The organism is Castellaniella hirudinis (genome assembly GCF_042651965.1).
Classification (GTDB): Bacteria; Pseudomonadota; Gammaproteobacteria; order Burkholderiales; family Burkholderiaceae_B; genus Castellaniella; species Castellaniella hirudinis.
Genome location: NZ_JBHSDY010000002.1, coordinates 491,270 through 517,368, shown reverse-complemented (window position 1 = coordinate 517,368; position 26,099 = coordinate 491,270). Strand labels below are relative to the sequence as shown.

Here is a 26,099-nt window from a genome sequence, read left to right as displayed (position 1 = left end):
GGGTGCCCGCCGACCTCAGCGCCTGGGTGGGGCGCTGGTCGCTCCCCGGAATTCATGCGCGTCTCGCAGGTGCCGCACGGCGCTCGATCCGCTGATGGCGCGCGCGGTTTCGATCACTTGGGGCGCGAGTTCGGCCTGGGCCCGTGCCAGGGTGAAGCGGCTGGAGGCCGCTGAAATGTTGACGGCGGCGACGGGCACCCCGGTCGGATCGAGGATGGGGGCGCTGATGTTGATGTCGCCGCTGTAGTATTCGCTGTGGGACCATGCGTAGCCGTTCGTATGGGCTTCTTCGAGCAGATCCTGGAGGCGGTCGAGGGCGGTGATGGTGTTGGTCGTGTACGGTTTGCGATCGCAGCGCGAGAGCATGTCCATGGCCAGATCGCGGTCGATCCGTGACAGGACGGCGCGGCCCGATGCCGTGCAGTACATCGGTATCCGTTTGCCGATCGGCATATTGACGAACATTTCCTTGTGGGCCGGAAAGCGGGCCACATACACCATGTCGAGGGCGTCCGGTTCAGCGAGGCTGCAGGTTTCCTGGCACGTGCGGTTCAGTGCATGCAGGTACGGATTGGCGCCGACGATCAGCGTGCTGGTCTGCAAATAGCGCAGGCCGATCTCCAGGGACCGCGGCGCGAGGGAGAATTCTTTCGTGACGGGGTCCTTGCGCAGGTAACCCAGCGCGACCAGGGTGTGCGAGAAGCGTTGCGTCGCGCTTTTCGAGAGCCCCGATGCGTGCGCCAGATCCGCCAGTTTCATGGACGGGCTGCCTTCCCAGAAGGCGGTCAGGACCTGCAGGCCCCGGGCCAGCGAGGTGACGAACAGCCGGGATTCGTCCGGCACGGCGTTGTGGGTATTCAAGAACGGGTCAGCCTGTCTGAACGGCGGAGGGGCGGGCGCCGCCGCATCCAGGCGTGCAACGGGATTTTCGGGATGCAGGACGTCTCAGTGTTGGGACAGCACCTGTCCGAGGAATTCCCGGGCGCGATCCGTGCGGGGAGCACCGAAGAACTCGGCGGGTGGCGCGGATTCGATGATCTGGCCGCAGTCCATGAACACGATGCGGTCCCCGACTTCTTTGGCGAACCCCATTTCGTGCGTGACGCAGACCATCGTCATCCCGTCCCGGGCAAGTTCGACCATTGTATCAAGAACTTCCTTGACCATTTCAGGATCCAGGGCCGAAGTGGGCTCGTCGAACAGCATGATCCTGGGACACATGCTGAGGCTTCTGGCGATGGCGACCCGCTGTTTCTGGCCGCCCGAGAGCTGGCCCGGATATTTCCCCGCCTGGTCGGGAATCCTGACGCGGGAGAGGTATTTCATCGCCAGTTCCTCTGCCTCGCGGGCGCTCTTTTTCTGGACCAGGCGCAGCGGGATCGAGCAGTTCTCGAGCACCGTCAGATGCGGAAAGAGGTTGAAATGCTGGAACACCATGCCGACATCGGCCCGGACCTGTTCGATCTTGTGGGGATCGTCGTCAAGTTCGATGCCGTTGACGGCGATGGTGCCTTCCTGGTGCTCCTCCAGCCGGTTGATGAGTCGGATGAGCGTCGATTTTCCGGAACCCGAGGGACCGCAGAGGATGACGCGTTCACCCGGGTCGACACTGAAATCCAGGTTCTTGAGCACCTGAAAGTCTCCGAACCATTTCGAGACGCCATTCATGGCGATGATGGGATCCATCGTGCGTGTCTCCATGTCCATATCCTGCCTACGCTTTCGAGAAATCGCTGCTTTCAGAGGCGCCGTCCCAATAACCGGGGATGGACAGGTTCTTTTCGCCGCGCCGGAAAGCGTACGAAATGACACTGCACATCAGGAAGTAGATGGCGCCGACGAGGGTATAGACCAGCAGCGACTGGAAGGTCGAGGCCGCCAGCATTTCGCCTGAGCGCATCAGTTCCGACACGCTGATCACGGCGACCAGCGACGAGTCCTTGATGAGCACCAGGGCGTAGTTGCCCAGCGCCGGGAAGATGTTGCGCAATGCCTGCGGGATGATGATCACCCGCAGGCGTTGCAGGGTGCGGATGCCCAGCGCGCGCGAGGCCTCGTACTGTCCTGAGTCGATCGACTGGATGCCGCTGCGGAACAGCTCCGCGAGATAGGCGCCGAAGTTCAGGGTCAGGCCGAGCGTGCCGGCGACGAAGCCCGACATCACGATGCCGACCTCGGCGAGTCCGTAGTAGATGAAGAACAGTTGCACCAGCAGGGGCGTGCCGCGGATCACTTCAATGTAGAACTTGGCTGCCGTGCGGATCGCCCGCCTGGAGGACAGACGGGCAAAGCAGGTGATCAGGCCCACGGCCACCGCCAGGAAGGCGGAAGAAAAGAACAAGGCCAGTGTCCAGACCGAGCCTTCGAGCAGCGGTGTGAGATAGAGCCTGATAGTGTCGAAATCCATGGTGCCCGTCCGTCCGTTCAGTCGTGAGTCCGATGTGTCGTGGTTACTTGACCATGAGCTGGCTCAGGCCCCACTTGTCGAGGATGGCGTGCAGTTCGCCGTTCTGCTTCATCTGCTCCAGGGCCTTGTTCACCGCGGCCAGCAGATCGGCGTTGCCTTTTTCCACCGCACCGCCGATCTTCCAGTCATTTTGGGGCTTGTACTGTTCGTCGAGCTTGAGCCCGGGGATCGATTTGGACTGGATCTGATAGGTGATGCTGGGCGGATCGATCAGGCCGATTTCAATGCGGCGGGCGCGGACGTCGGCCAGCAGCGTGGGGTAGTCCTGGTAGGTCGAGACGGTTGTGCCCGGCATGTCCTTCAGCATGCGGTACTGGACACTGTCGACCAGGGTGCCGATCTTGTGTCCCTTCAGAGACTCGAAATCGGGGTAGTGCTGTTTCGAGTCGGCGGTCATGATGATGCCTTCGCCCCAACCGTAGACCGGCGTCGTGAAGTCGACCACCTTGGCCCGTTCTTCGGTGATGAACAGCGGCGCGGCCATGAGGTCGGCGCGGCCCGAGGTGAGCGTCGGGATGAGTCCGGCGAATGGCACATTGGTGAACGAAATCGAGACCCCGAGATGCTGTGCGATGCCCTTGGCGATGTCGACCATGATGCCCTGCAGCGTGTTGGTGCCCGGGTCGAGGAATCCGTGGGGCGGATTGGAAGCGGTGGTGACGACATTCAGTGTTTTGGTGGCGAGAACCTCGTTCAGTGGACGAGCCTGGGCTGAATTCAGAAACAGGCCGAGCGACAGCACTGAGCCGAGGATGCAGGCTTTTTTCAGGTGTTTCATGGTGTCTCCGTGGCGGTTTGATGAGAAAGGCTGGTGGGCGGCCGCTAGGCCGAACGCTGGATCGAGGCTGCGGCCAGGGAGCAGCATTCCCATATCACCGTCGCGGCCAGGAAAGCAGTGGCCCCGCCGACGTCTTGGGGGGGCGAGACTGTGTTGACGTCGAAGGCGACGAAGTTGAGCCCGTGCAGGGACTTCAGCAGCTTCAGGCCTTCTTTGGCGCTGAGCCCGCCCCATTCGGGGGTGCAGACGCCCGGTGCGCAGGAGGGGTCGAAAACGTCCATGTCGAAGCAGAGGTAGACCGGTTTGTCGCCGATGGTCTGGAAGACGTGCCGCATGCAGGCATCAGGGTCCTGGTCAAATTCGTCGAAGGGGATGACGTGGTAGCCGACGGATCGCCCGAACTCGAGGACACCCCCGACGAAGGTGCCTCCACGTGCGCCGATGTGGAAGCTGTTCTCGACGTCGATCAGTTTTTCTTCGGCGGCGCGGGTGAATGTGGTGGCGGTGTTGAAGCCTTCCATCTCGTAGGTATCCGTGTGGGCGTCGATGTGCAGCACCACGACGCCGGGGTGCTGCTTCGAGACTGCGCGAAGCTGCGGCAGGGTGACGGCACCGTCGCCGCCCATGGAAATGGGGATGGCGCCGGAGGCCAGAATCGCAGAGATGGTGTGTTCGATCCTGGGGTAGGAGTATTCAATGTCCCCGGGGCGGCACGGGACGTCACCGACGTCGATGGCGCCCAGAAACTCCGTCGGATTGGCCGCCGCGCCTGTCGCCCCGATATGGAAATGACGCACCAGGCGTGATTGCTGCCGGATGGCGGCGGGGCCTTCGCGTGAACCCACCCGGAACGGATGCGTGCCGCAATCGAAGGGGATGCCGACGATGCAGGCCCGAGCGAGACCGGCGCCGGGCGCACGCATCGAGGGGAGGTTCATGAAAGAGCCGGAGACGGAGGTGTCCAGATCGGCGTTCTTGAGCATAAGAGAGGCTCCTGGTGTGTCCATGCAAAGAATTCTTGATGCCAGTTTATGGACTTATGCTCTGTTTTCAATAAAATTAAATCGCTATGCGATATTATTGATCCGTATTTTCACCTATGTTTATCGTTTTATATGGCTGGGATTGAACGTCGCTTAGCAGCCGGAAGGCGTCCTGGGCACTGCGGGCGCTGCAGGATTCCCGGCTCAGGCGTCCCCGAACCGGATCCCCTGCGCCAGCGGCAGCTCCCGCGAATAGTTGACGGTATTCGTCGCGCGGCGCATATAGGCTTTCCAGGCGTCGGACCCGGATTCGCGTCCGCCGCCGGTTTCCTTTTCGCCGCCGAATGCACCGCCGATCTCGGCGCCCGAGGTGCCGATATTGACGTTGGCGATGCCGCAGTCCGATCCCGTGGCGCCCAGAAAGGTCTCGGCTTCACGCAGGTCCGTGGTGAAGATCGCCGAGGACAGGCCTTGCGGGACGTCGTTGTGCAGGGCCAGGGCCTCGTCGAAATCACGGTAGCGCAGGAGGTACAGGATCGGGGCAAAGGTCTCGTGGCGTACGACGTCCGTCTGGCCGGGCATGGCCGCCAGGGCGGGGCGCACGTACCAGGCGTCCGGGTAGCGGTCGGCCAGCAGGCGTTCGCCGCCCGTGACCGTGCCGCCCTGGGCGCGGGCCTGGTCCAGTGATGCCTGCATGGCATCGAAGGCGGCCCGGTCGATCAGCGGTCCGACCAGGGTGCCGGCATCCAGCGGGTTGCCCACCGTGGCGCCGGCGTAGGCGGTCTTCAGGCGTGCCGACAGGGCGTCGGCGACCGATTCGTGGACGATCAGGCGGCGCGTGGTGGTGCAGCGCTGCCCGGCCGTGCCGATGGCGCCGAACAGAATGCCGCGCGCAGCCATGTCCAGATCGGCCGAGGGGGCCACGATGATGGCGTTATTGCCGCCCAGTTCCAGCAGGCAGCGGCCAAAGCGCTGCGCCACGCGCGGCCCGACTTCGCGGCCCATGCGCGTGGACCCGGTGGCTGAAACCAGCGCCACCCGGGGATCGTCGGCCAGTGCCTCGCCTGGCTCCCGGGCGCCCACCAGCACTTGCAACAGGCCCTCGGGCGCGTCGCCGAAGCGGGCCAGGGCGCGCCGGAACAGGGCCTGGCAGGCAAGCGCCGTCAGCGGGGTTTTCTCCGAAGGCTTCCAGACGACCGGATCGCCGCAGACCAGGGCCAGCGCCGTGTTCCAGGACCAGACGGCCACCGGAAAGTTGAAGGCGGAAATCACGCCCACCACGCCCAGCGGATGCCAGGTTTCCATCATGCGGTGGCCGGGCCGCTCGGAGGCGATGGTCAGGCCGTGCAACTGCCGTGACAGGCCGACGGCGAAGTCGCAGATGTCGATCATCTCCTGGACCTCGCCCTCGCCTTCGGCGGTGATCTTGCCGGCTTCGAGGGACACCAGGCGGCCCAGCGCCTGCTTGTGGGCGCGCAGTTCTTCGCCCAGCAGGCGCACCAGTTCGCCGCGCCGGGGCGCGGGCACCTGGCGCCAGGCCAGGAAAGCGTCATGGGCCCGGGCGATCATCCGCCGGGCGTCGGCCGCGCCGTGCGGACGCAGGTCCGCCAACAGGGCGCCGTCGATGGGGGAATGGACCGGCAGGCCGCCGGCCGAAAGCGTGTCGGCATCCAGGCCGAGCGTACGCAGAAGATCCTGATGATTCATGGCGTGGCTCCGGGTTGGGCGCGTCGCGACGGGCGCGCTGCGGGTTCAAACCAGAATATCACGCATGTTTCGAGGGACGGCGTGGTACCGCAGGGCTTGCCCACCGGAGGCGCAGTGCGGGAATTTCTAGGGAAAATGCCTAGGGAAGGACGGCACGATTGCTTCCAGAATAGGTTCCGATGGCCCGCCTGTCGCGGGCTGCGGGAGTGCCGCAGGATGCCGCAGACGCAGTTCGATGTCGTGATCGCCGGGGGCGCGGCCGTCGGCAGCGCCGTCGCGTATTTTCTGACGGCGGACAGCGGCTTCCGGGGATCGGTCGCCGTGATCGAACCCGATCCCACGTATCAGTATTGCGCCACCGCCCTGTCGGCCGCTTCGATTCGCCACCAGTTCTCCACCGAAGAAAACATCCGCATGTCGCGCTTCGGCACGGCGTTTCTGCGCGCCTTCGCCGACACGCTGGCCGTGGACGGTGTCCGGCCCGATCCGGCCTTTCACGAAGGCGGCTACCTGTTCCTGGCCACGCCGGCCGGGCTGCCCGTCCTGCGGGACAATCACGCCGTGCAGCGCCGTGAAGGGGCGGACATCGCCCTGCTGGATGCCGCCGCCCTGCAGGCGCGGTTCCCCTGGCTGCGCGTGGATGATCTGGCTGCGGGGTCGTTGGGACTGAGCGGCGAGGGCTGGCTGGACGCCTACAGCCTGCTGCAGGGCCTGCGGCACAAGGCCGTCGCCCAGGGCGTTACGTATCTGCCGCGTCGGGTGGCCGGGATCGAGCGTGCCGGCGCCCGGGTGGCGGGGGTGCGCCTGGACGACGGGCAGACGCTGGCATGCGGCGCCCTGGTCAATGCCGCCGGGGTCGGTGCGCCGGCCCTGGCGCGTCTGGCGGGCATCGAGCTGCCGGTGCAGGCCCGCAAGCGCAGTATCTTCTATGTGCAATGCCCCGAAAGCCTGCCGGACTGCCCCCTGGTGGTCGACCCCAGCGGGGCGTATTTCCGTCCCGAGGGCCAGGGATTCATCACCGGCATCGCGCCGCCGCCGGACCAGGACCCGGAGTGCTTTGATTTCGACGTGCAGCATGCCCTGTTCGAGGACGTGCTCTGGCCCCTGCTGGCCCGGCGCGTGCCGGCCTTCGAGGCCTTGCGCTGTGTGCGCAGTTGGGCGGGGCATTACGACATGAATGTGATTGATCAGAACGTGATCCTGGGTCTGCACCCCGCGCTGGACAATCTGTATTTCGCCAATGGCTTCAGCGGCCATGGGATGCAGCAGGCGCCGGCCGTCGGCCGTGCGCTGGCCGAGCTGATCGCGCATGGCCGGTATTGCACCCTGGATCTGAGCCGGCTGGGCTGGCGGCGCATCCTGGAAGGCCGGCCGATCATCGAGCACAACGTGGTGTAGAGTGGGGCCGGGGCCAATGACACATCCAGGCACGAACATCCAGACACGAGGAGAGTGGTGATGAGCGAGACGGCACAGGCGCCGCGTGACAGGGCTGGACAAGGACCCGCCGCCCGGAGGGCCGCCGGCCGTCCGGCGCCCCGCATGGCGGGGCATGTCCTGGTGGACCAGTTGCGCCTGCACGGCACGGAGCATGTGTTTTGCGTGCCGGGAGAAAGCTATCTGCCCGTGCTCGACGGGCTGGTCGACGCCGACATCCAGGTCACGGTCTGCCGCCAGGAGGGCGGGGCGGCGATCATGGCCGAGGCCTACGGCAAGCTGACCGGCCGGCCCGGCGTGTGTCTGGTGACCCGTGCGCCGGGGGCGACCAACGCATTCGCGGGGGTGCACGTGGCGTCCCAGGATTCCACGCCGCTGATCCTGCTGGTCGGGCAGATCGACCGGGCGATGCGCGACCGCGAGGCGTTCCAGGAAATGGACTACCGCGCGGTGTTCGGCTCCCAGGTCAAATGGGCTGCCGAGATCGATCAGGCCGAGCGCATTCCGGAATATCTGTCGCGCGCCTTTCACGTGGCGCTGTCCGGGCGGCCGGGACCGGTGGTGCTGGCCCTGCCGGAAGACATGTTGAGTGAAACCGTGGCGGTGGCCGACGCACGGCCCTGCCAGGCCCCCGAAACCCTGCCTTCAACCGGGCAGACCCAGGCCTTGGCCGACCGCCTGGCGGACGCCGAACGGCCTTTGGCCATCCTCGGCGGCAGCTGCTGGGACGCCCGCTCGGTGCAGGCTTTCGGCGCTTTTGCCGAGCGTCATGCGCTGCCGGTGGCGGTGCAGTTCCGCCGCCAGATGCTGTGTCCCGTGGACCATCCCTGCTTTATCGGCGACCTGGGGTTGGGCTCGGATCCCCAATTGCTGTCTGCGATCCGCGAGTCCGATCTGATCCTGGCCGTGGGCGGACGTCTGTCCGAAGTCCCCAGCCAGAGCTACACGCTGTTCGATGTGCCGAATCCGTCCCAGACGCTGGTCCACGTGCATCCCGACGTGGGCGAGCTGAACCGTGTCTATCAGGCGGACATCGCCATGGCCTGCACGCCCGGCACCTGGGTGCGTGCCATCGAGCCCCTGGCGCCCACGGCGACGGCCGCGCGCCGCCGGCGCTGTGAACAGTTGCATGCGCGGCGTCAGGCCTGGAGCGATCCGTCCGGCATCGAACATCCCGGGGCCTTGCAGATGGGCCAGGTGATGGCGCACCTGAACGCCGTGCTGCCCGAGGACGCCATCCTGACCAACGGCGCCGGCAATTACGCCACCTGGCTGCATCGCTTTTACCGTTTTCGCGCCTACGGCACCCAGTTGGCGCCGACGTCCGGTTCGATGGGGTATGGCCTGCCTGCGGCGGTATCCGCCCAGCGGCTGTACCCGGACCGCCGGGTGGTGTGCTTCGCGGGCGACGGCTGCTTCATGATGCACGGCCAGGAATTTGCCACAGCGGTCCAGTACGGCCTGCCGATCCTGGTGATTCTGATCGACAACGGCATGTTCGGCACCATCCGCATGCACCAGGAACGGCGCTATCCCGGCCGGGTGTCGGCGACTGCGCTGCGCAATCCCGATTTTGCGGCCTATGCGCGCGCCTTCGGCGGCCATGGCGAGCGGGTCGAGACGACGGCGGAATTCGCGCCCGCGCTGCAGCGCGCCCTGGAGAGCGGCCTGCCGGCCATTCTGCACTGCCTGCTGGACCCTGAGGCCATCACGCCGACGACGACGCTGAGCCGTCTGCGCCAGGGGAACTGAGCGGCGCGCGGGCCGGCCGCACCAGGGCGCGGGCGGCCCGCAACACGGCCGAAGTCAAGCGTTCCATGGTGTGCGATCCGGTGCGCCAGTGCTGCCAGTACAGAGGCACGTCGTGCCAGGCCCGCGCCCGCAGGGGCACCAGGAGGCCCGCGTCCAGCGCCTCGCGGACCATGGGCAGCGGGTTCATCGTCCAGCCCAGTCCGGCCAGCGTGGCCGAGACGAAGGCGTGGGACGAGGGCACCCACCAGGTCGGCGGTTGCCAGGGCGTATCGCCCATCACCCCGCGTGCGAACTGCGCTTGCAGATCGTCCTTGCGGTTGAAGACCAGCACCGGGGCCTGCGCCAGCGCCTCGGGCGTGACGCCTCGGGCGAAATGCCGGGCGTGGAAGGCGGGAGCGCAGGTGGCGACGTAGCGCATGCGGCCCAGCGCGTGGACCCGGCAGCCCTGGACCGGATCGCTCAGCGTGGTGACGGCGGCCAGCACGCTGCCGTTGCGCAGCAGGGCGGCCGTGTGGTCCTGATCCTCGGAGATCAGGTCCAGCGTGGTGCGGGTCTGTTCCGCGTAGCGGGTGGCGGCGTCGATGAACCAGGTTTCCAGGCTGTCGTGATTGACGGCGATGCGCAGGCTGGGGGCGGGGCGGTCGTCGCCCATGCCCAGGCGGTCCAGGGCTTCGTGTTCCAGCAGGGCGGCCTGTTCGGCCAGGCGCACCAGGATGCGGCCGTCGTCCGTGGGCTGGACCGGGATGGTGCGCAGGACCAGCAGCCGTCCCATGCGGGATTCCAATGTCTTGATGCGCTGGGACACCGCCGAGGGCGTGACGTGCAGGGCGGCGGCGGCCCGCTCGAAGCTGCCTTCGCGCACCACGGCCGCCAGCGCGCGCAGATTGTCGTGGTCCAGTTGCATGATGCGTAAATTAAGTTTTGCTTAATCAGATTTAAATAAATTAGCTGTATTTTATATCCGGGCTTGCGCACAATGGGCGCCTTTACACCCTTTGTCCCGCGCCTGGAGTTGCATGATGTTCGCCGCCACCGTCCCTGCCGTTTCCCCCCTGGTCGCCGCCTGGACCAGCGGGACGCTGACGGGCCTGGGCATGTTCGCCGTGGTAGGGGCGCAAAGCGCTTTCATCCTGCGCCAGGGCATCGCCCGGGCGCACCTGAGCGCCGTCCTGCTGGTGTGCGCCCTGATCGACGCCTGCTTCATCTTCGGCAGCGTCTCGGGCTTGCAGGCGCTGACGGACTGGCTGCCCGGGCTGGCGGATGCCGTGCTGTGGTGCGGGGTCGTGTTCCTGTCGTGGTACGGCATCCAGTCGGCGCGCCGGGCCTGGCGTCCGGCATCCGGCCCGCAGGCCGATCAAGCGGCGGTGTCCTCACGCCGCGCCGCCTTGCTGAGCGCGGTGGGCTTCACGCTGCTCAATCCGCATTTCTGGCTGGACATGATGGTGCTGGGCTCGATCGCCCACGGTTTTGCCGATGACCGCTTTGGCTTCGCCGCCGGGGCCTTGACCGCCAGCGTGCTGTGGCTGATGGCGCTGGGCCTGGGGTCGCGGCTGTGCGCGCCCCTGTTCCGGGACCCCAGGGCCTGGCGCTGGCTGGACGGCGGCATTGCCGCCGTCATGTTTCTATTAGCCTGGCGTTTGTTGCCTTTCTAAGCCGGCAGGCGCGGCACGTTCGCCTGACCGAGTGCGGGTGATGCTGCTGCTTCGTCAGCGCCGGTGCGGAAGACCGCCACGGTGTCCGCCAGCCGGTCGGCCTGCTCGCTGAGGGAATCGGCGGCGGCCGCCGCCTGCTCGACCAGCGCGGCGTTCTGCTGCGTCACCTGGTCCATCTGGGTGACGGCCAGGTTCACCTGATCGATGCCGGTGGACTGCTCGTTGGAGGCCGAGGCGATTTCCCCCATGATGTGCGTCACCCGGTCGACCGCCGCCAGAACTGCCTGCATGGTGGTGCCTGCGTCGCTTGCCTGGCGGGTGCCGGACGCGACTTCCTGGGACGAGGTTTCGATCAGCGCCTTGATTTCGCGCGCGGCCTCGGCGGAACGCTGGGCCAGGGCGCGGACCTCGCCGGCCACCACGGCAAAGCCGCGGCCTTCCTCGCCGGCGCGCGCGGCTTCCACCGCCGCGTTCAAGGCCAGGATGTTGGTCTGGAAGGCGATGCTGTCGATCACGCCGATGATGTCGGTGATGCGGGCCGAGCTGTCGGCAATCCGCTTCATGGTGTCGACCATGCCGTGGACGGCCTGCTCGCCCTGGTGGGCGGTCTGCGAGGCGCCTGCCGCCAACTGGTCCGCCTGACGGGCGTTGTCGGCATTCTGGCGCACGGTGGAGGCCAGTTCTTCCATGCTGGCGGCCGTTTCCTGCAGTGAGGCGGCTTGTTCCTCGGTACGGCTGGACAGGTCCGTGTTGCCGACGGCGATCTCGCGCGCGCCGGTATGGATTTCACCCACGCTGCGGCGCACCTGGCGGATCATGTGCCGCAGGGCGTCCTGGGTGCCGCGCAGGCTGTCCAGCAACTGGTGGACCTCGTTGCGGCTGCCGGCCGGGCTGGCCGGGATTTCATGCGTCAGGTCGCCGGCGCCCAGCCGCTGCATGCCGGCCACCACGTCGCGCACGGGTCCCAGCGTGCGGCGGGCCAGCCAGCGGATCAGCAGGGAAATCAGCAGCGTGCCTGCCAGCATCACGCCCAACTGGATCCACATGGCGCGGGTGCTCTCGGCCAGATAGTCGTCGACGGGGCCGAAGCCATACATCAGCCAGCCCCAGTTGGGCGCCCTCTGCCAGGCCAGGAAAATCTCCTGCCCCCGGACGGAGATGCGCGTCACGCCCGCCGGCGCTGATTGGAACGCGCCGTCCATGGCGGCGAAATCGGCGGGCGGGTTGTCGGCGCTGAACAGGTCGCCGGGCTTGCCGAAATTGCCTGCGACGCGGATCCAGTCCTTGCCGTCGGCTGCGGGCCGCAGCACGAACAACTGGCCGTAGCGGGCCAGCTTGGTGCCGGTCAGGTCCTTCAGCACGGGGTCGATCTGGGCGCTGATGTCCAGGTAGTCGACGATCCCGCCGTAGGTCTTGCCGCCTTCCTTGAGCGGATTGACCGTGATCAGGTGCCATTTGTCGTCGACCTGGCCGGGGAAATGCGCGCTCTCGCCCTTTTCCAGGGCCTGGGCGATGGGATCGGTCCCGTCCAGCGTCTGGCCCAGGGCGTGGTCCTGCCGGTCCTGGTAGGCGCTGGCGATCCGCTGCCAGCCTTTGTCGGTGCGGGCGTAGACCTCGGCCGTCATGCCGGTGACGCTGCGCATCAGTTTCTGGTCGCCGTTGATGGGCTTGCCCGAGGACGTAAAAACCGGCAGGCCGCTTTCGAGTTCGCCGGAGGGCTTGGGCTCGCCGTTCATGTAGCGGATCAACACCGGGTACAGGGATTCGCTGCGCTGGCGGGCGATGTTGTAGATCAGCTGCAGGGTGCGGTCGTAGTCTTGCAGCCCGCTCTGGTTGGCCTCGCTGACGTTGGCGATGGCCGTCTGCCGATTTTGCCAGGTGATGATGGAGGCCAGGATCGCCATCACCAGAATCGTGATCAGGGTGGCGGCGATGAACAGTTGGGTGCCGAGCGTGGCGCGCGCCATGCGGCCCGCGCCGGTGCCTGGGTGTCGTCCGGACATGGTATGTCTCCTGCAAGGAAATGCGGGAAGTTTCTTATGCTTTGAACAGTAACCTTAGCGGATTGTTTTCAGTTTCGAAATGTCTGGAAATAAATGAGGACTATTCGTGGACGACGAAGTTTGGAGAACCCTCCGGTCGATCGATACACTGGAACATTCAACCATCGCAACCGGAGCTTCCTGGTTTGATTTCTTCTTTTCTCACACAATTGACGGTGATCTACCACGAATGGCGGACCGTCATTCAGGTCTTTGCCGTCGTCCTGGGTTCCTTGCTGGCGGGCGGTCTGCTGCGTTTCGCGCTGGAGCGCATCGCCCGCCGCCTGCATCCCGTGCGGCATGCCTGGGGGCACGGCCTGCTGGCGGGCGCTTCTCTGCCGGTGCAGATGCTGGTCTGGGTGCAGGGCATTGCGCTGGCCGGCCAGATCCTGCTGCGGGACGCCGACGGGGACTTGGCCAAGGATTCTTTGCTGTCGCATGGCCTGGCGCCGATTCGCGACGTGGGGGTGATCCTGGCGGTGATGTGGCTGCTGCTGCGCGCGATCAATCGCATCCAGGACAATCTGCTGTTGCGGGCGCGTGAACATGGCCGCGAACTGGACCCGACGGCGGCCGACGCCATCGGCAAGCTGACCAAGGCGTCCGTCGTCATCACGGCCATCCTGATGATGATGCAGGCGCTGGGCTTTTCCATCGCCGGGCTGCTGGCCTTTGGCGGCATGGGCGGCATCGCCGTGGGCTTTGCGGCGCAAAGTCTGGTGGCCAATCTGCTGGGCGGGCTGACGATCTTCGCCAGCCGTCCATTCAAGGTCGGCGAATACATCATCATCCCCGGCACGGATTTGATGGGCGGGGTCGAGCACATCGGCTGGCGCGCCACGCGGCTGATCGGCTTTGACTGCAAGCCCTTCTACGTGCCCAACGCGATGTTCAATACCCAGCCGGTCATCAACCACACCCGCATGACCAGCCGCCGCATCATGGAGGACATCCACCTCCGCTACGCCGACATCGGCGCCGTGCCGGCCATCGTCGCCGACACGCGGGACATGCTGCGCCAGCATCCGGGGGTGAAGCATGATTTCTTTGCGTTCAACTTCAGCAGTTGCGGGACGTTTTCCCTGAAACTGTCCTTGTACGCCTTTACGGTCAGCACCGATTACAACGACTACATGAACGTCCAGGAGGACGTGCTGCTGAAAATCGCCGACATCATCCGCCGCCACGGCGCCCAGTTGGCCGGGCCGGTGTCCACCGTCGAGATGCCGCAGCTTGGGGCGCCGGCTCGCGGGCCGGGCGGGTCGGAGACGGGCGGCACGCTGCCGCCGATGCCGCCGCCTCTGCCGTCGGCAGGCTGAGGCGGCGCCGGGCCTGATCAGGCCCGGCGTGCAGCCCGGTCAGGCGTGCTCGGGTTCCGCGTTCCAGAAACCGCGATGGGACTCGGCGGCCTCGTCTTCCATCAGCGGGCCGTGGACCTCGATGCGGCGCTGGCCGCGCAGGAACACTTCACGGCAGGGCAGCGAGAAAGTCGGGTTTTCCGGGTGATCGCCCGTCAGCGTCAGCAGGCGGTGTTCCGACAGCGCGTAGACGACCCGGCCGATGTTGCACCAGTAGATCGCCCCGGCGCACATGCAGCAAGGCTCGGCGCTGGTGTAGAGCGTGCAATCCAGTAACTCCTCGGGCGACAGCTTGCGGGCTGCCGCTGCGGCCGCGGCGAGTTCGGCGTGCTGGGTCGGGTCGCCTGCCGGCGGCAGGGAATTGTTTTCCGCGATGGCGATGATGTTGCCCTCGCGGTCCGCCACCAGGGCGGCGAAGGGGTGGTGGCCGTTGGCCCGGGACCGGTCGGCCAGCGCGATGGCCTCTTGCAGCAGGTCCCTGTCGAGCTTCGAGAGGCCGGACGATTCGGAGTGGGTGGTGGTATTCATCAGAAATTCCTTGGTGATGGAATGGGGCCGCCGGGCGCCCGGCGGCCGGGAAAGAGAGGGATGCTTCAGGCTTCCAGGGCGCCGCTGTGCGGGGCCTCGGCCGGCAGGCTCTGCACCTGGGCGGGCTGCGCGCCCGTGCCGTTGAGCAGGACGTTCAGCAGGACGGCCGTGATGGCGCCCAGGAAGATGCCGCTGTCGAGGATCAGGCGCAGCGGGCCTTCGACGTGGCCGAACAGGGCGGGGAAGGACATGGGCAGGACGCCGATGCTGACCGAGACCGCCACGATGATGCCGTTGCGGGTGCCTTCGAATTGCACACGGGACAGTTCCTGGATGCCGGCCACGGTGGTCATGCCGAACATCACGATGGCGCAGCCGCCCAGGACCGGGCGCGGAATCGAGGCGATGATCGCGCCCAGCGTGGGGAACATGCCCATGAGCATCATGATCACGCCCGAGGCGGCCACGACGTAGCGGCTCTTGACGTTCGACAGGGCGATCAGGCCGGTGTTCTGGGTGAAGGCGTTGTAGGGGAAGCTGTTGAACATGCCGCCCAGCATGGTCGACAGACCGTCCGAGCGGAAGGCGTTGCCCAGGGTTTCCTGGGACGAGGGGCGGCCGACGATGGTGCCGATCGCCAGCACGTTGCCGGTGGTCTCGGCCATGATGACCAGCATGGCCAGGGTCATGATCAGGATCGGCGCCACGGAAAATTCGGGCAGGCCGAAGGCGAAAGGCGCGCTGATCTCGAACCAGGCGGCCTCGCCCACGTGGCCGAAACTGGTCATGCCGAAGGCGGCGGCGATGGCCGTGCCCGCGATCAGTCCGATCAGGACCGACAGATTGCCGACGAAGCCCTTGTAGCGGGCGTAGATGAACAGGGTGATGGCGATGGTCGCCAGGCCCAGCAGCAGGTTGGGGACCGAGCCGAAGTCGGCCGCGTCCGGGTTGCCGCCGCCCAGCCAGATGGCGGCGGCGGGCATCAGGGAGACGCCGATGATGGTGATTAGGCTGCCGATCACCACCGGCGGAAAGAACTTCAGCAGGCGGCTGAAGATCGGTGCGATCAGGATGGTGATGAAGCCGCAGGCGATGACCGAGCCGAACAGGTGGCTGATGCCGTACTGCTTGCCGATCATGATCATCGGCGCGATGGCGATGAACGAGCAGCCCTGGATCAGCGGCAGGCGCGCCCCGAATTTCCAGCAGCCGATGGTCTGGATCAGGGTGGCGATGCCCGAGGTCAGCAGATTGGCGTTGATCAGCAGCACCATGTCGTGCTGGCTCAGCCCCAGGGCGCTGCCCAGGATCAGCGGCACGGCGACGGCGCCCGCGTACATGACCAGCACGTGCTGCAGTCCGAAGGTGAAAAGCTGTTTCAGGGGGAGTATTTCGTCCACGGGATGGACGGATTCTGGCCGGGCCATGTGTGTCTCCTTGGTTTTAGTTCGTGGCGCCATGATCCACTTGATTTATCATTGAAACAAATGATCATCCATCGATTTGATCGATATATTGGACGGACATGCGCTACACACTGGATCAACTGGAGACCTTTGCCGCCGTGGTGCGGGCCGGCTCGTTTTCTGCCGCGGCCCGGCATCTGGGCAAGACCCAGTCCACCGTCAGCGCGGCGATTTCCAATCTGGAGATCGACCTGGGGGTGGAACTGTTCGACCGCAGCCGCAAGTGGCCGGTGCCGACCGAGGCCGGCGCGCGGCTGCTGCGCCAGGCGGAACTGGTGCTGGAACGCTGCCTGGATCTGGAGGCCCATGCGCGGGACTTGTCCGAGGCCACCGAGACCCGCCTGCGCCTGGCGATCGAAGCGCCCCACAACACCCTCATGACGCCGCTGGCGGATTTCGCGGCGCATTTTCCGTATGTGGACCTGGACATCCGCCATTCTTTCGACGGCGATGTGTCCGGCCTGGTGCGGCGGGGCGAGGTCGCCATGGGCATTGCGTTCGCGCAGCGGGACTATCCCCGGGAGCTGGCCTTTGCCCAGATGGGCAAGCTGATCCTGTTGCACGTCGTGCGCCACGACCACCCTCTGGCGAAGCTGCCGAAGATCGACTTCGCGGAACTGCGCGGGCACCGGCGCCTGATGTTCCTGGCGCACAACGAGCGTCTGCCGTCGACGGAATACCTGGAGGCCACGCAGTGCTGGCGGGCGGAAAACTATCTGGCCTTGCTGGAAATGACGCGCGCCGGCCTGGGCTGGTCCACCTTGCCGCGCCAGCTCGTCCTGCGCGAACTGGAGGCCGGCGAACTGGTCGAACTGCCCTTGACGGCCTACCCGCACACTGACTGGGTGGTCGGCATCGATCTGGTCTGGCAGAAATCCCACACCCTGGGCCGGGCCGGGGCCTGGCTGTTGCGGCGCCTGCGCGACCACAAGATCTACGAGACCGACCGCATGGGGCGCCCGACGACCTGGTAGGTCCGCGCCGTGCGCCGCCTTTGGGCGGCGTGTCTTGAAAATGTCCGCTGCCGGCCCCATCTGATGGAGCAATCCGCCCTGGGGGCTGCCGTGCGTGCGCTCCCCGGGGCGCCCCGCGATCCCGCCTGAACCTTCGAACTCACCCGAATCATGAGCCAAACCGATACCAAGCCGGCCGAAACCCTGGGCTTCCAGGCCGAGGTCAAGCAGTTGCTGCACCTGATGATCCATTCCCTGTACAGCAACAAAGAAATCTTTCTGCGCGAACTCGTGTCCAACGCGTCCGACGCCTGCGACAAGCTGCGCTTCGAGGCCATCGATCACCCGGAACTGCTCGAAGGCGGCGCCGATCTGCGCATTCGCGTCGAATTCGACAAGGACGCCCGCACCATCACCATCACCGACAACGGCATCGGCCTGTCGCGTGACGAGGCGATCGCCAACCTGGGCACCATCGCCCGTTCCGGCACGCGCGAATTCTTCTCCCAACTGACCGGCGACAAGCAGAAGGACGCCCAGTTGATCGGCCAGTTCGGCGTCGGTTTCTATTCGTCTTTCATCGTCGCGGAAAAGGTTGCGGTGCGCAGCCGCCGCGCCGGCCTGCCGGCATCCGAAGGCGTGCTGTGGGAATCCGACGGCCAGGGCGAATTCTCCGTGGCTGCCATCGACCAGGAAGCGCGCGGCACCTCCGTCACGCTGACCCTGCGTGCCGACGAGGACGAATTCCTGTCGAGCTGGAAGCTGCGTGAGGTCCTGCGCCGCTACTCCGACCACATCTCCCTGCCCGTCGAAATGAAGCAGGAAGAATGGGACGCGGAAAAGTCCGAGCAAGTCGTCAAGGACGCCTGGGAAACCGTCAACCAGGCCAATGCCTTGTGGACCCGGTCCAAGTCCGACATCACCGACGAACAGTACAAAGAGTTCTACAAGCACGTTTCGCACGATTTTGAGGACCCGCTGGCCTGGACGCACAATCGTGTCGAGGGCCGCAGCGAATACACCCAGTTGCTGTTCGTCCCGAAGCGCGCGCCCTTCGACCTGTACGACCGGGATGCCCGCCGGGGCGTGAAGCTGTACGTCAAGCGCGTCTTCATCATGGACGACGCCGACCAGTTGCTCCCGACCTACCTGCGCTTCGTGCGCGGCGTGGTCGATTCCGCCGACCTGCCGCTGAACGTCTCGCGGGAAATCCTGCAGGAAAGCCGCGACGTGCGCGCCATCCGCGAAGGCTCCGCCAAGCGCATCCTGGGCCTGCTCGAAGACCTGGCCAAGGACAAGCCCGAGGAATACGCCGAATTCTGGACCCAGTTCGGCCAGGTGCTGAAGGAAGGCGCGGGCGAGGACCCCGCCAACAAGGACCGCATCGCCGGCCTGCTGCGTTTCGCGTCCACCCAGTCCGACAGCCCGGCGCAGACCGTGTCCCTGGCCGACTACATCGGCCGCATGAAGGAAGGCCAGGACAAGATCTACTACCTGAGCGCCGATTCCTACGCCGCCGCCGCGCACAGCCCGCACCTGGAAGTCTTCCGCCGCAAGGGCCTGGAAGTCCTGCTGCTGTCCGACCGCGTGGACGAATGGATGCTGTCCTATTTGCGTGAATTCGAAGGCAAGTCCCTGGCCTCGGTCGCCAAGGGCGGCCTGGACCTGGACGCGCTGGCCGATGAGGAAGAAAAGAAGCAGCAGGCCGAAGCCGCCGAGGCCTTCAAGCCGACGATCGAGCGCTTGACGGCTGCCCTGGGCGAGCGCGTCAAGGAAGTCCGGGCCACGGCCCGCCTGGTCGATTCGCCCGCCTGCGTGGTCGTGGACGAGAACGAGTTGAGCCCGCACCTGCTGCGCATGCTCAAGGCCGCCGGCCAGGACGCGCCCGAAGTCAAGCCCATCCTGGAAGTGAACCCGCAGCACGCCCTGGTCAAGCGCCTGGAGGCGCAGCCCGACGCATCGTTCGGTGACTGGGCTGAACTGTTGCTGGACCAGGCCATGCTGGCCGAAGGCGCGGCCCTGAAGGATCCCGCAGCGTTCGTGAAGCGGGTGAACGCGCTGTTGCTGCAGGCGTGATCGCGGGGGCGTGTGGGCTTACCTCGTGGCGTGCTTTTCCCGCGAGGACACGAACCATTCGCCCAGCGTGATGACAATGCAGCACAGGGCCATGAGCACCAGCGAGATCGCCGCAGCGGCCGGCAGGTCGGAACCGGCTTCGGAGATCTTGCTGTAGAGCAACAGGGGCAGGATGTTGAGCTGGGTGCCGACCAGGGCCAGCGCGGTCCCGTAGGCGCCCATCGCCACGGCTGCCGTCAGACAGAAGGCGGCCACCAGGCTGGGGAAAATCTGCGGCAGCATGATCCCCGCGATGGTGCGCAGGCGGCCGGCGCCCAGCGACTGCGCCACCGAGAGCTGCACCATGTCGAAATTGCGCACGGCGGGCAGCAGGATCATGACGACCCGGGGAATCAGGTAATAGGAATAGGCGAATCCCAGGCCTGCAGGGGTATAGATCAGCGCGCCGACCTGGGCGGGATCGAAGCCGATCTGGGCCAGCAGTTGGGTGACGAATCCCGCGCGCCCGAACCCGAGGATGAAACCGTAGGCCACGATCAGGCCCGAGAAGGTCAGCGGCAGGGAGATCGCGAACAGCGACGCCGTGCGCATGCCCGGCCGCATGCGGTTCAGGCCCAGGGTGACGCAGAATCCGACGAGCACCGAGGCCAGGGGCGTCAAGGTCCCGAGGACGATCGTCCCCCACAGTCCGCGCTGGAACAGCGGATCGGACAGCGCCCTCGGGAAGGCGCCCTCGTCAGACAAGGCTTCGCCCAGGATCAGGGCGACCGGCACCACGAAGAACAGGCAGAACAGCGCCAGTGCCGGCAGGGTGAACAGCGCGAAGCGTTGTCGCGAGAGCTGCATGGCGACGGCCTACTGGTTCAGCACCGCGCGCGCCCAGCCCTGGTCGATCGCCGCCTTCCGGGCGGTCGCCTTGGCGATGTCGATGGCTTGGATCTGGGGCGCCGCGGGCAGTTTTTCGGCGATGTCCTTGGGCAGTTCGGTGCCGGGCACGGAGGGCCGTACGAATCCTTGTGCGAAGGTCACCTGGCCCGGCGTGGTCATGATGTAGTTCAGCCACAGCTTGCCGGCGTTCGGGTTGGGGCCGTTCTTGACCAGGCTGATCGCATAGGGTGCGGCGGCCGAGCCGTCCTTGGGGATGACCACGTCGATGTCATCGCCCATGCCGTCGAGATACTGGGCTTTCAGGCCGTCGTTCTCGTAGCCGATCCAGATGGGGATTTCGCCCTTGAGAAACTGGGCGTACGGGGTGGTGCCCACCACGCGCAGCACGTTGCCGGTGCTCTGCAGCTTGCCCAGATAGTCGATGCCGGGCTTGACGTCGTCCATGGAGCCCTGGTTGGCGAAGTTCGCCGCCAGGACGATGACCTGTCCCTGGCCGGTCGAGCGCGGGTCGAGATAGACGATCGAGCCTTTGTATTCAGGCTTGAGCAGGTCCTGCCAGGACTGCGGCACGTCCTTGACCAGCTTCTTGTTCACCAGGAAGGCCACGTTCAGCGTGTGGATGGTGAACCACTTGCCGTCCGGGTCGCGCAAGGTCTCGGGCAGTTTGTCGAACTGTACCGGTTTGAAGCCCGTGACCACATCCTTGGCGATTGCGTCCAGGGCCGAGGCGGCGAAGTAGTAGGCCGTGTCGGCCTGAGGGCGGTTGCGCGCCTTGTCCAGCGCGACCACGGTGGCGGCGGAACCCAGGTCGTTGTAGACCAGTTCGACGCCGGGGTAGCGTTTCTTGAAGGCGTTGAACTGCGCGTTCCAGTTTGCCCAGGTGGGGCCGGTGTCGAAGGACACGACCATGCCTTCTTTCTTGGCCGCCTCGTACAAGGCCTGTTCGCCTTGATAGAGTTCGGGGCCGTCAAAGGCCTGGGCCGCGCCTGCGGCCAGGCACAGCACGGCGGTTGCGACAGCGCCGGCAAGCTTGAGGGTTCTCACGTTCATTCTCCTAAGGGGCGGGGGAGGAATCCGAGGGATGCTCGGGGGGAAGCAGTCGAATCGATTCGGGCGGCACCACGACGGTGTCGAAGGGCGCCCGGGACAGGGTGTCGATGCGCACCAGGCCCTCGCCGATGGCGAGGTCGATGCGGCGGGCCGAACCCAGGAAACGGTCGGCATGCACGGTGCCGCCCAGCGCGTTGACCCCGGCCGGGGCCGTGCCGCCGGGCTGGATGGCCTCGGGCCGGATCAGCACGGTCACCGGGGCGTGAGCGGCATGGCTGCCGGCGTCGTCGCAGGCCAGCACACCGATGGGCGTGTGTACGCTGCGCCGGTCGGCGCCGACACGGCCTTCCCACAGATTGGCCTGACCGATGAAGGACGCAACCCAGCGGTTGACCGGCCGGTCGTAGAGGTCCTTGGGCGTGCCGAGCTGGACGATCCGGCCGGCCTGCATGATGGCGATGCGGTCCGCGATGGACAGGGCCTCTTCCTGGTCGTGCGTGATGTGCAGCGTGGCGATGTTGGCCGCGCGCTGCACGCGCAGAATCTCTTCGCGCATCTCGACCCGCAGGGCGGCGTCCAGGGCCGACAGGGGTTCGTCCAGCAGGAGGGCGCTGGGCGAGAACACCAATGCGCGCGCCAGGGCGACCCGCTGCTGCTGCCCGCCCGACAGGGCCGTGGGCATGCTGTGCGTCCATTGAGTCAGGCCGACGCGTTCGAGGGCCTCGGCCGCCCGCGCGCGGCGTTCGGCACGCGCCACCCTGCGGATTTTCAGGGGGTAGGCGACGTTGTCCAGGGCGGACATGTGCGGGAACAGACCGTAGGACTGGAACACCACGCCGAGCTGGCGCTTCTCGGGCGGCAGGTCGGTGATGTCCCGGTCGTCCACGATAATGCGTCCGGACGAGGGACGGGCGAATCCCGCCAGCAGCTTGAGCAGCGTGGTCTTGCCCGAGCCCGAGGGGCCGATGACGGCCAGGAATTCTCCGTCGGCGATGGTCAGATCGACGCCGGAAACCCCGTTGGGACTGCCCGGATAGCGGTAATCGATGGACTGGAACTGGATGGACATGAAAGGCTTCCGGGTCTGGAATCAGGCGCGCCGGCTGGAGGCCGCTGCGGTCAGCGAACTGGCGCAGGAGGCCAGGATCGCCAATAACAGCAGCACCACCGTCGCCGCGCAGGCGAAGCCGGTGGCGCCGTAGAAAGCCTGCAGCAGCACGACCGGATAGGTGCGGGACAGAAAACCCGAGATGAGATTGGAAATCTGGAATTCGCCGATCGACAGCGCGGCGACGATGAGCAGCGAAGACAGCATGCTGGTGCCCAGCAGCGGCAGCACGATGTCCTTGAGGCGCGTCCAGAATGAGGCGCTGAGGGTGGCCGCGACCTGCTCGTAGTCGTGCAGCCGCAACTGCTGCATGTCGGCCAGCACGGTGTTGACGGTATAGGGCAGCGTGAGGATCAGATGGGCCGCGATCAGCAGGCCCGTGCTGCCCAGCCAGGGCGCCGTGTCCGACGAAAACACCAGGATGAAGCCAAAGCCCAGCACCAGATCGGGCACGGCGATCGGCAGCAGGGCCATGACCTTGGCCGCCAGCCGTACCCCGCGCCGCGCGCTGGAATAAATGGCATAGGCCAGCGGCAGGCCGATCAGCATGTTCAGCACGCAGGTGGCGACTACGACTTTGATGCTGGAGAGGAAGGCGCGCTGAAAGCTGGGGTCCGCCGCAACGTCGAGATACCAGCGGCCGGTGAAGCCGTGAGGCAGAATCGTGTTGCTCCAGGACTCGCCGAACGAACCGACGAACAGCAGTGCGATCGGCGTGGCCAGGAACAGCAGATAAGCGAGGGTGATCAGCAGCATTGCATGAGGCCCGGGCAGGTGCGTCGCGGAGGATTTGTCATATTACTTACATTATCGCAGACCCGTAAGTCATTTTTATGACAAACAGAGTGGTGTCCTAGGCTTGGTTTTCGACGCGCAGCAGATGTTCAGCCGTGAGCCGCATCGCTTCTTCGACGGATGCGCAAGGAATGACGCCGGGCATCTTGGGCGCATCGCCCAGGGACAGCACCTTGTGGTCGAAGTGCAGGCCGAAGGCGATCTCGGACATGGTGCCGTAGCCCCCGCCGACCGCGATCAGTACCGGGCAGGACTGGGCGATGATGGCGTTGCGCGATTTGCCGATACCGGTGGCGATTGGAATGCGCACGTACGGATTGGCCGAGCGCCAGTCGCCGTCCGGCAAGAGGCCGATCGGCTGGCCGCCGGCCTCCAGGTGGCCCTTGGCGCTGGCTTCCATGACCCCGTTGCGGCCGCCGCACAAGAGTTGCAGCCCGTGCCGTGCCAGTTCCGCACCCAGGTCTTCGGCGATCCGGCGTTCGGTTTCGGACGCTTCGCGCGGGCCGATCACTGCGATCGGCACCAGGCGCAGCGATCCCGTGAGTGCTCGCAGGGCTTCGCAGGCGTTCACGGGCTGCAGGTCCGCAGGCGCGGTTTCTGTTGCGGGGGCCCAGTGCCAGGCCCAGGGGTCGAAGCGCAAGGCGCCGTCGGCGTACAGGGCGCGGGCTTGCTGTGACCAGGAAAAGGAGGGATGACTCATGGAGACCGCCAAACGAGGTAGGATGAACGAATTCACGTAATGTAAGTTATCCTACATGCCGATGACAACTGTTTCTGCGGAACCCGCTCGATTGAACAAACGCCAGGCCGAAATCCTGCGGATCGTCACCCGGCAGGGCTACGCCACCATCGATGCCCTGGCCGGCCGGTTCGACACCTCGCACCAGACGATCCGGCGCGACATCATCTTCATGGATCATGCGGGTCTCCTCCAGCGTTTTCACGGTGGCGCAGGTGCCGTCGACGGCCGGGTGCGCCCCCGCTACGATGACAAGCGTGCCCTCGCCCTCGACGCCAAGCACGCCATTGCCGCCGAGGCCGCGCGCCGGGTCGGTGAAAAAATGACTGTTTTCATCGACGTCGGCACCACCGCCGAAGCCCTGGCGCAATGCCTGCTGCCCCTGCGCGTCGGCTGCCGCGTCGTCACGTCGAACCTCAATGTGGGTCTGGCCCTGGCCGGACATCCGACGATCGAGACGGTCGTCGCGGGCGGCACGGCGCGCACCCGCGACGGCGCCCTGGTCGGCCCGCTGGCGATCGCGCTCGTCGAGCAGTTCAGCTTCGACTATGCCTTCATCGGGTTCTCGGGGTTCGACACGGATGGCGCACCCATGGATTTCGATCTGGACAAGGTGCTGGTGAAGCGGGCCGCGATTGGTCGCGCCGCGACGGCCGTGGGGATCATCGATGCCAGCAAGTATCGGCGCCAAGCCAGCATCCGGCTGGCGGAGGCGGTTGCGCTTGACCAGATACTTTCGGACGCCCGGCCACCCGCCGCGCTGGCGGACGCCTTGAGCGGTGCGGGCGTGGAAATCATCCTTGCCCGCCGAGCCGCGTTGTCTGCGGTCGAGTCGTGCGAGCGGTCAAATCCATGACCGCAGGGTGCGCGGCTTACGTCGGGTTGTTCACGCGCTGGTCCAGCACCTTCAGGAAATCGTCCGTGTGGGCGAGTTCTTTCGCCAGCGCCATCGCCTGGTCTTGCTGGGCCTGATCCAGTTCGGTGCGGACGTGCTGCGCATTTTTCTGGGCTTGGGTGTTGCCGTCGGCGGCCGCCAGCAGGAACAGGGCGGCGGCCAGCACCTTGTCCTGCGGCACCCCCGCGCCCCGCACGTACAGAATGCCCAGCGCGTTCTGGCTCAAGGCGAAGTCGCGCGCGGCCGCGCGCCGGTACCACTGCCGCGCCGTGTCGAGGTTCTTGTCCACGCCCAGTCCTTGCTCGTACAGCGCCCCCAGATTGTGTTCCGCGGGCGCGTATCCCTGATCGGCCGCTTTCAGATACCAGAGCCGGGCCTGCTGGAAATCCTGCGCGATGCCGCGACCCAGGCGGTAGGCCAGTCCCAGGTTGTGCTGGCCGATGGCGGCGCCGCGTTCGGCGGAGAGGCGGAACAGGGTCACCGCCGTCGCATCGTCCTGGGTGACGCCGGCGCCTTCGGTCAGCAGCAGGCCGAGGTTGGCCATGGCGAGCGGATGGCCCTGGTCGGCGGCCAGCTTGTACCAGCGTGCCGCTTCGCCGTACCGCTGCGGCACGCCCCGGCCCTCCTGGTAGCGCACCCCCAGGTTGTATTGCGCCCAGGCATTGCCGCCGATGGCGGACTTTTCATACCATTCCAGCGCCTTCTTGTCGTCTTGCGGCACGCCCGCGCCATGGCTGTAGGCCCAGGCCAGGTTGTTCTGCGCCTCGGCGTGGCCTTGCGCCGCCGCCAGTTGATACCAACGGGCTGCCGCGACGGGGTCTTCGGCGACGCCTTCGCCGTTGTCATAGGACAGGCCGATGCGGAACTGGGCCCGGGGATCGCCCTGATCGGCCAATGGCCGCCATTCCTTGATGGCCGTGGCGTAGTCCCCCCGGTCGGCGGCCTGCACGCCTTCCTCGTAGCCGGCGTAAGCCGGGGAGCCGGGCATCATCATCGTCAGGGCGAAGGCCAGGGACAGCAGAGGGAAGCGCGTATGCATGTGAGCCTCCTGTGAGGCGTGGGATGTCGGGGACCGGGGTTTCGTTGCCGGACAGGTCTGTTCACAGTAGCAGCCGGTGTCGAGGCTCGCATCCTTCGTTTGAATGAATGTTCGGGGTCGTGGATGGAGAGAGGATGGGGCTGTGATTGAGCGGTCGCCCGCCGCAGGCCGGTTTGTCATCCGGCCCGCTTCTGGCCATAATCGGCCCTTCAGGAACCTCTAAACAAGTCCTCGCGCCGCGTACATCTGCGGTCTCGGGCGGTCTGCTGCGTTGCTCATCCTCGCCATAGCGATGGCTATGGCTGCGGTTCGCGCCTTGCACCCCATCCCGATCCGCAGCGTCCGCTTTCCGCTCGACTTATTCAGAGGCTCCTGATTCCCGTCGA

The 26,099-nt window shown here is 66.1% G+C and carries 23 protein-coding genes; 7 read left to right on the top strand and 16 right to left on the bottom strand.

Features of this window, described 5'->3' with window-relative positions; all coding sequences use genetic code 11:
• Nucleotides 1-15: 15 nt before the first annotated feature.
• From ACFO0J_RS04595 to amaB, 6 genes are all read right to left on the bottom strand, one after another.
• Entirely contained in the window at nucleotides 16-861 is an 846-nt protein-coding gene (locus ACFO0J_RS04595) for an IclR family transcriptional regulator (RefSeq protein ID WP_376811868.1), read from the bottom strand.
• A gap of 84 nt (nucleotides 862-945) precedes the next feature.
• Entirely contained in the window at nucleotides 946-1,701 is a 756-nt protein-coding gene (locus ACFO0J_RS04590) for an amino acid ABC transporter ATP-binding protein (RefSeq protein WP_376811867.1), read from the bottom strand.
• Nucleotides 1,702-1,714: 13 nt separating this feature from the next.
• Nucleotides 1,715-2,407 carry an amino acid ABC transporter permease gene (locus tag ACFO0J_RS04585; RefSeq protein WP_376811866.1) on the bottom strand — a complete coding sequence of 231 codons (693 nt, stop codon included), beginning with the start codon at nucleotides 2,405-2,407 and terminating at the stop codon, nucleotides 1,715-1,717.
• A gap of 43 nt (nucleotides 2,408-2,450) precedes the next feature.
• Entirely contained in the window at nucleotides 2,451-3,236 is a 786-nt protein-coding gene (locus ACFO0J_RS04580) for an ABC transporter substrate-binding protein (RefSeq protein WP_376812002.1), read from the bottom strand.
• A gap of 53 nt (nucleotides 3,237-3,289) precedes the next feature.
• Nucleotides 3,290-4,228, bottom strand: coding sequence for an arginase family protein (locus ACFO0J_RS04575; protein WP_376811865.1), 939 nt, complete (start codon nucleotides 4,226-4,228; stop codon nucleotides 3,290-3,292).
• 204 nt (nucleotides 4,229-4,432) lie between these two features.
• The gene (gene amaB / locus ACFO0J_RS04570; RefSeq protein ID WP_376811864.1) at nucleotides 4,433-5,935 is read right to left on the bottom strand and encodes an L-piperidine-6-carboxylate dehydrogenase; all 1,503 of its coding nucleotides are present in this window, start codon (nucleotides 5,933-5,935) and stop codon (nucleotides 4,433-4,435) included.
• A gap of 216 nt (nucleotides 5,936-6,151) precedes the next feature.
• Between amaB and ACFO0J_RS04565 the strand changes: the two genes are divergently transcribed.
• A complete protein-coding gene (locus ACFO0J_RS04565; RefSeq protein ID WP_376811863.1) occupies nucleotides 6,152-7,333 on the top strand; it encodes an NAD(P)/FAD-dependent oxidoreductase in 1,182 nt (393 codons plus the stop codon).
• A 144-nt stretch (nucleotides 7,334-7,477) separates the two neighbouring features.
• Nucleotides 7,478-9,124, top strand: a complete 1,647-nt coding sequence (locus ACFO0J_RS04560; RefSeq protein WP_376811862.1) for a thiamine pyrophosphate-binding protein — start codon at nucleotides 7,478-7,480, stop codon at nucleotides 9,122-9,124.
• Here the strand turns inward: ACFO0J_RS04560 and ACFO0J_RS04555 are convergent.
• Nucleotides 9,081-10,028 carry a LysR family transcriptional regulator ArgP gene (locus tag ACFO0J_RS04555; RefSeq protein WP_376811861.1) on the bottom strand — a complete coding sequence of 316 codons (948 nt, stop codon included), beginning with the start codon at nucleotides 10,026-10,028 and terminating at the stop codon, nucleotides 9,081-9,083. The two genes, ACFO0J_RS04560 and ACFO0J_RS04555, sit on opposite strands and share 44 nt — an antisense overlap.
• A 115-nt stretch (nucleotides 10,029-10,143) precedes the next feature.
• On the opposite strand from ACFO0J_RS04555, the gene ACFO0J_RS04550 reads away from it, so the two are divergent.
• Entirely contained in the window at nucleotides 10,144-10,776 is a 633-nt protein-coding gene (locus ACFO0J_RS04550; protein ID WP_376812001.1) for a LysE/ArgO family amino acid transporter, read from the top strand.
• On the opposite strand, the gene ACFO0J_RS04545 is transcribed toward ACFO0J_RS04550, so the two are convergent.
• Nucleotides 10,773-12,779 carry a methyl-accepting chemotaxis protein gene (locus ACFO0J_RS04545; RefSeq protein WP_376811860.1) on the bottom strand — a complete coding sequence of 669 codons (2,007 nt, stop codon included), beginning with the start codon at nucleotides 12,777-12,779 and terminating at the stop codon, nucleotides 10,773-10,775. The two genes, ACFO0J_RS04550 and ACFO0J_RS04545, sit on opposite strands and share 4 nt — an antisense overlap.
• A gap of 185 nt (nucleotides 12,780-12,964) precedes the next feature.
• Here ACFO0J_RS04545 and ACFO0J_RS04540 point away from each other — a divergent pair, with 185 nt between their 5' ends.
• Nucleotides 12,965-14,137 carry a mechanosensitive ion channel family protein gene (locus tag ACFO0J_RS04540; protein WP_376811859.1) on the top strand — a complete coding sequence of 391 codons (1,173 nt, stop codon included), beginning with the start codon at nucleotides 12,965-12,967 and terminating at the stop codon, nucleotides 14,135-14,137.
• 39 nt (nucleotides 14,138-14,176) lie between these two features.
• Here ACFO0J_RS04540 and ACFO0J_RS04535 read toward each other — a convergent pair whose 3' ends face one another.
• Together ACFO0J_RS04535 and ACFO0J_RS04530 are read right to left on the bottom strand one after the other, a co-directional pair.
• Entirely contained in the window at nucleotides 14,177-14,704 is a 528-nt protein-coding gene (locus ACFO0J_RS04535; protein ID WP_376811858.1) for a nucleoside deaminase, read from the bottom strand.
• Between the two features lie 65 nt (nucleotides 14,705-14,769).
• Complete coding sequence (locus ACFO0J_RS04530) at nucleotides 14,770-16,131, bottom strand: nucleobase:cation symporter-2 family protein (protein ID WP_376811857.1); 1,362 nt, start codon at nucleotides 16,129-16,131, stop codon at nucleotides 14,770-14,772.
• 98 nt (nucleotides 16,132-16,229) lie between these two features.
• Here ACFO0J_RS04530 and ACFO0J_RS04525 point away from each other — a divergent pair, with 98 nt between their 5' ends.
• Together ACFO0J_RS04525 and htpG are read left to right on the top strand one after the other, a co-directional pair.
• On the top strand, nucleotides 16,230-17,144 hold the full coding sequence (locus ACFO0J_RS04525) for a LysR family transcriptional regulator (protein ID WP_376811856.1): 915 nt from the start codon (nucleotides 16,230-16,232) through the stop codon (nucleotides 17,142-17,144).
• A gap of 150 nt (nucleotides 17,145-17,294) precedes the next feature.
• Entirely contained in the window at nucleotides 17,295-19,199 is a 1,905-nt protein-coding gene (htpG, locus tag ACFO0J_RS04520) for a molecular chaperone HtpG (RefSeq protein WP_376811855.1), read from the top strand.
• Nucleotides 19,200-19,217: 18 nt separating this feature from the next.
• Here htpG and ACFO0J_RS04515 read toward each other — a convergent pair whose 3' ends face one another.
• The 5 genes from ACFO0J_RS04515 to ACFO0J_RS04495 form a co-directional block, all read right to left on the bottom strand.
• On the bottom strand, nucleotides 19,218-20,045 hold the full coding sequence (locus tag ACFO0J_RS04515) for an ABC transporter permease (protein ID WP_376811854.1): 828 nt from the start codon (nucleotides 20,043-20,045) through the stop codon (nucleotides 19,218-19,220).
• Nucleotides 20,046-20,054: 9 nt separating this feature from the next.
• Nucleotides 20,055-21,137 (bottom strand): extracellular solute-binding protein, encoded by a 1,083-nt coding sequence (locus tag ACFO0J_RS04510; protein ID WP_376811853.1) that lies wholly within the window; start codon nucleotides 21,135-21,137, stop codon nucleotides 20,055-20,057.
• Between the two features lie 4 nt (nucleotides 21,138-21,141).
• Nucleotides 21,142-22,206: an ABC transporter ATP-binding protein gene (locus ACFO0J_RS04505; protein ID WP_376811852.1), complete on the bottom strand. Its 1,065-nt coding sequence runs from the start codon at nucleotides 22,204-22,206 to the stop codon at nucleotides 21,142-21,144.
• A gap of 21 nt (nucleotides 22,207-22,227) precedes the next feature.
• Nucleotides 22,228-23,001 carry an ABC transporter permease gene (locus tag ACFO0J_RS04500; protein ID WP_376811851.1) on the bottom strand — a complete coding sequence of 258 codons (774 nt, stop codon included), beginning with the start codon at nucleotides 22,999-23,001 and terminating at the stop codon, nucleotides 22,228-22,230.
• A gap of 97 nt (nucleotides 23,002-23,098) precedes the next feature.
• Nucleotides 23,099-23,740: a TIGR00725 family protein gene (locus ACFO0J_RS04495; RefSeq protein ID WP_376811850.1), complete on the bottom strand. Its 642-nt coding sequence runs from the start codon at nucleotides 23,738-23,740 to the stop codon at nucleotides 23,099-23,101.
• A 91-nt stretch (nucleotides 23,741-23,831) separates the two neighbouring features.
• Here ACFO0J_RS04495 and ACFO0J_RS04490 point away from each other — a divergent pair, with 91 nt between their 5' ends.
• Entirely contained in the window at nucleotides 23,832-24,635 is an 804-nt protein-coding gene (locus ACFO0J_RS04490; RefSeq protein ID WP_376811849.1) for a DeoR/GlpR family DNA-binding transcription regulator, read from the top strand.
• Nucleotides 24,636-24,651: 16 nt separating this feature from the next.
• Here ACFO0J_RS04490 and ACFO0J_RS04485 read toward each other — a convergent pair whose 3' ends face one another.
• The gene (locus ACFO0J_RS04485; protein WP_376811848.1) at nucleotides 24,652-25,713 is read right to left on the bottom strand and encodes a tetratricopeptide repeat protein; all 1,062 of its coding nucleotides are present in this window, start codon (nucleotides 25,711-25,713) and stop codon (nucleotides 24,652-24,654) included.
• Nucleotides 25,714-26,099: the final 386 nt, after the last annotated feature.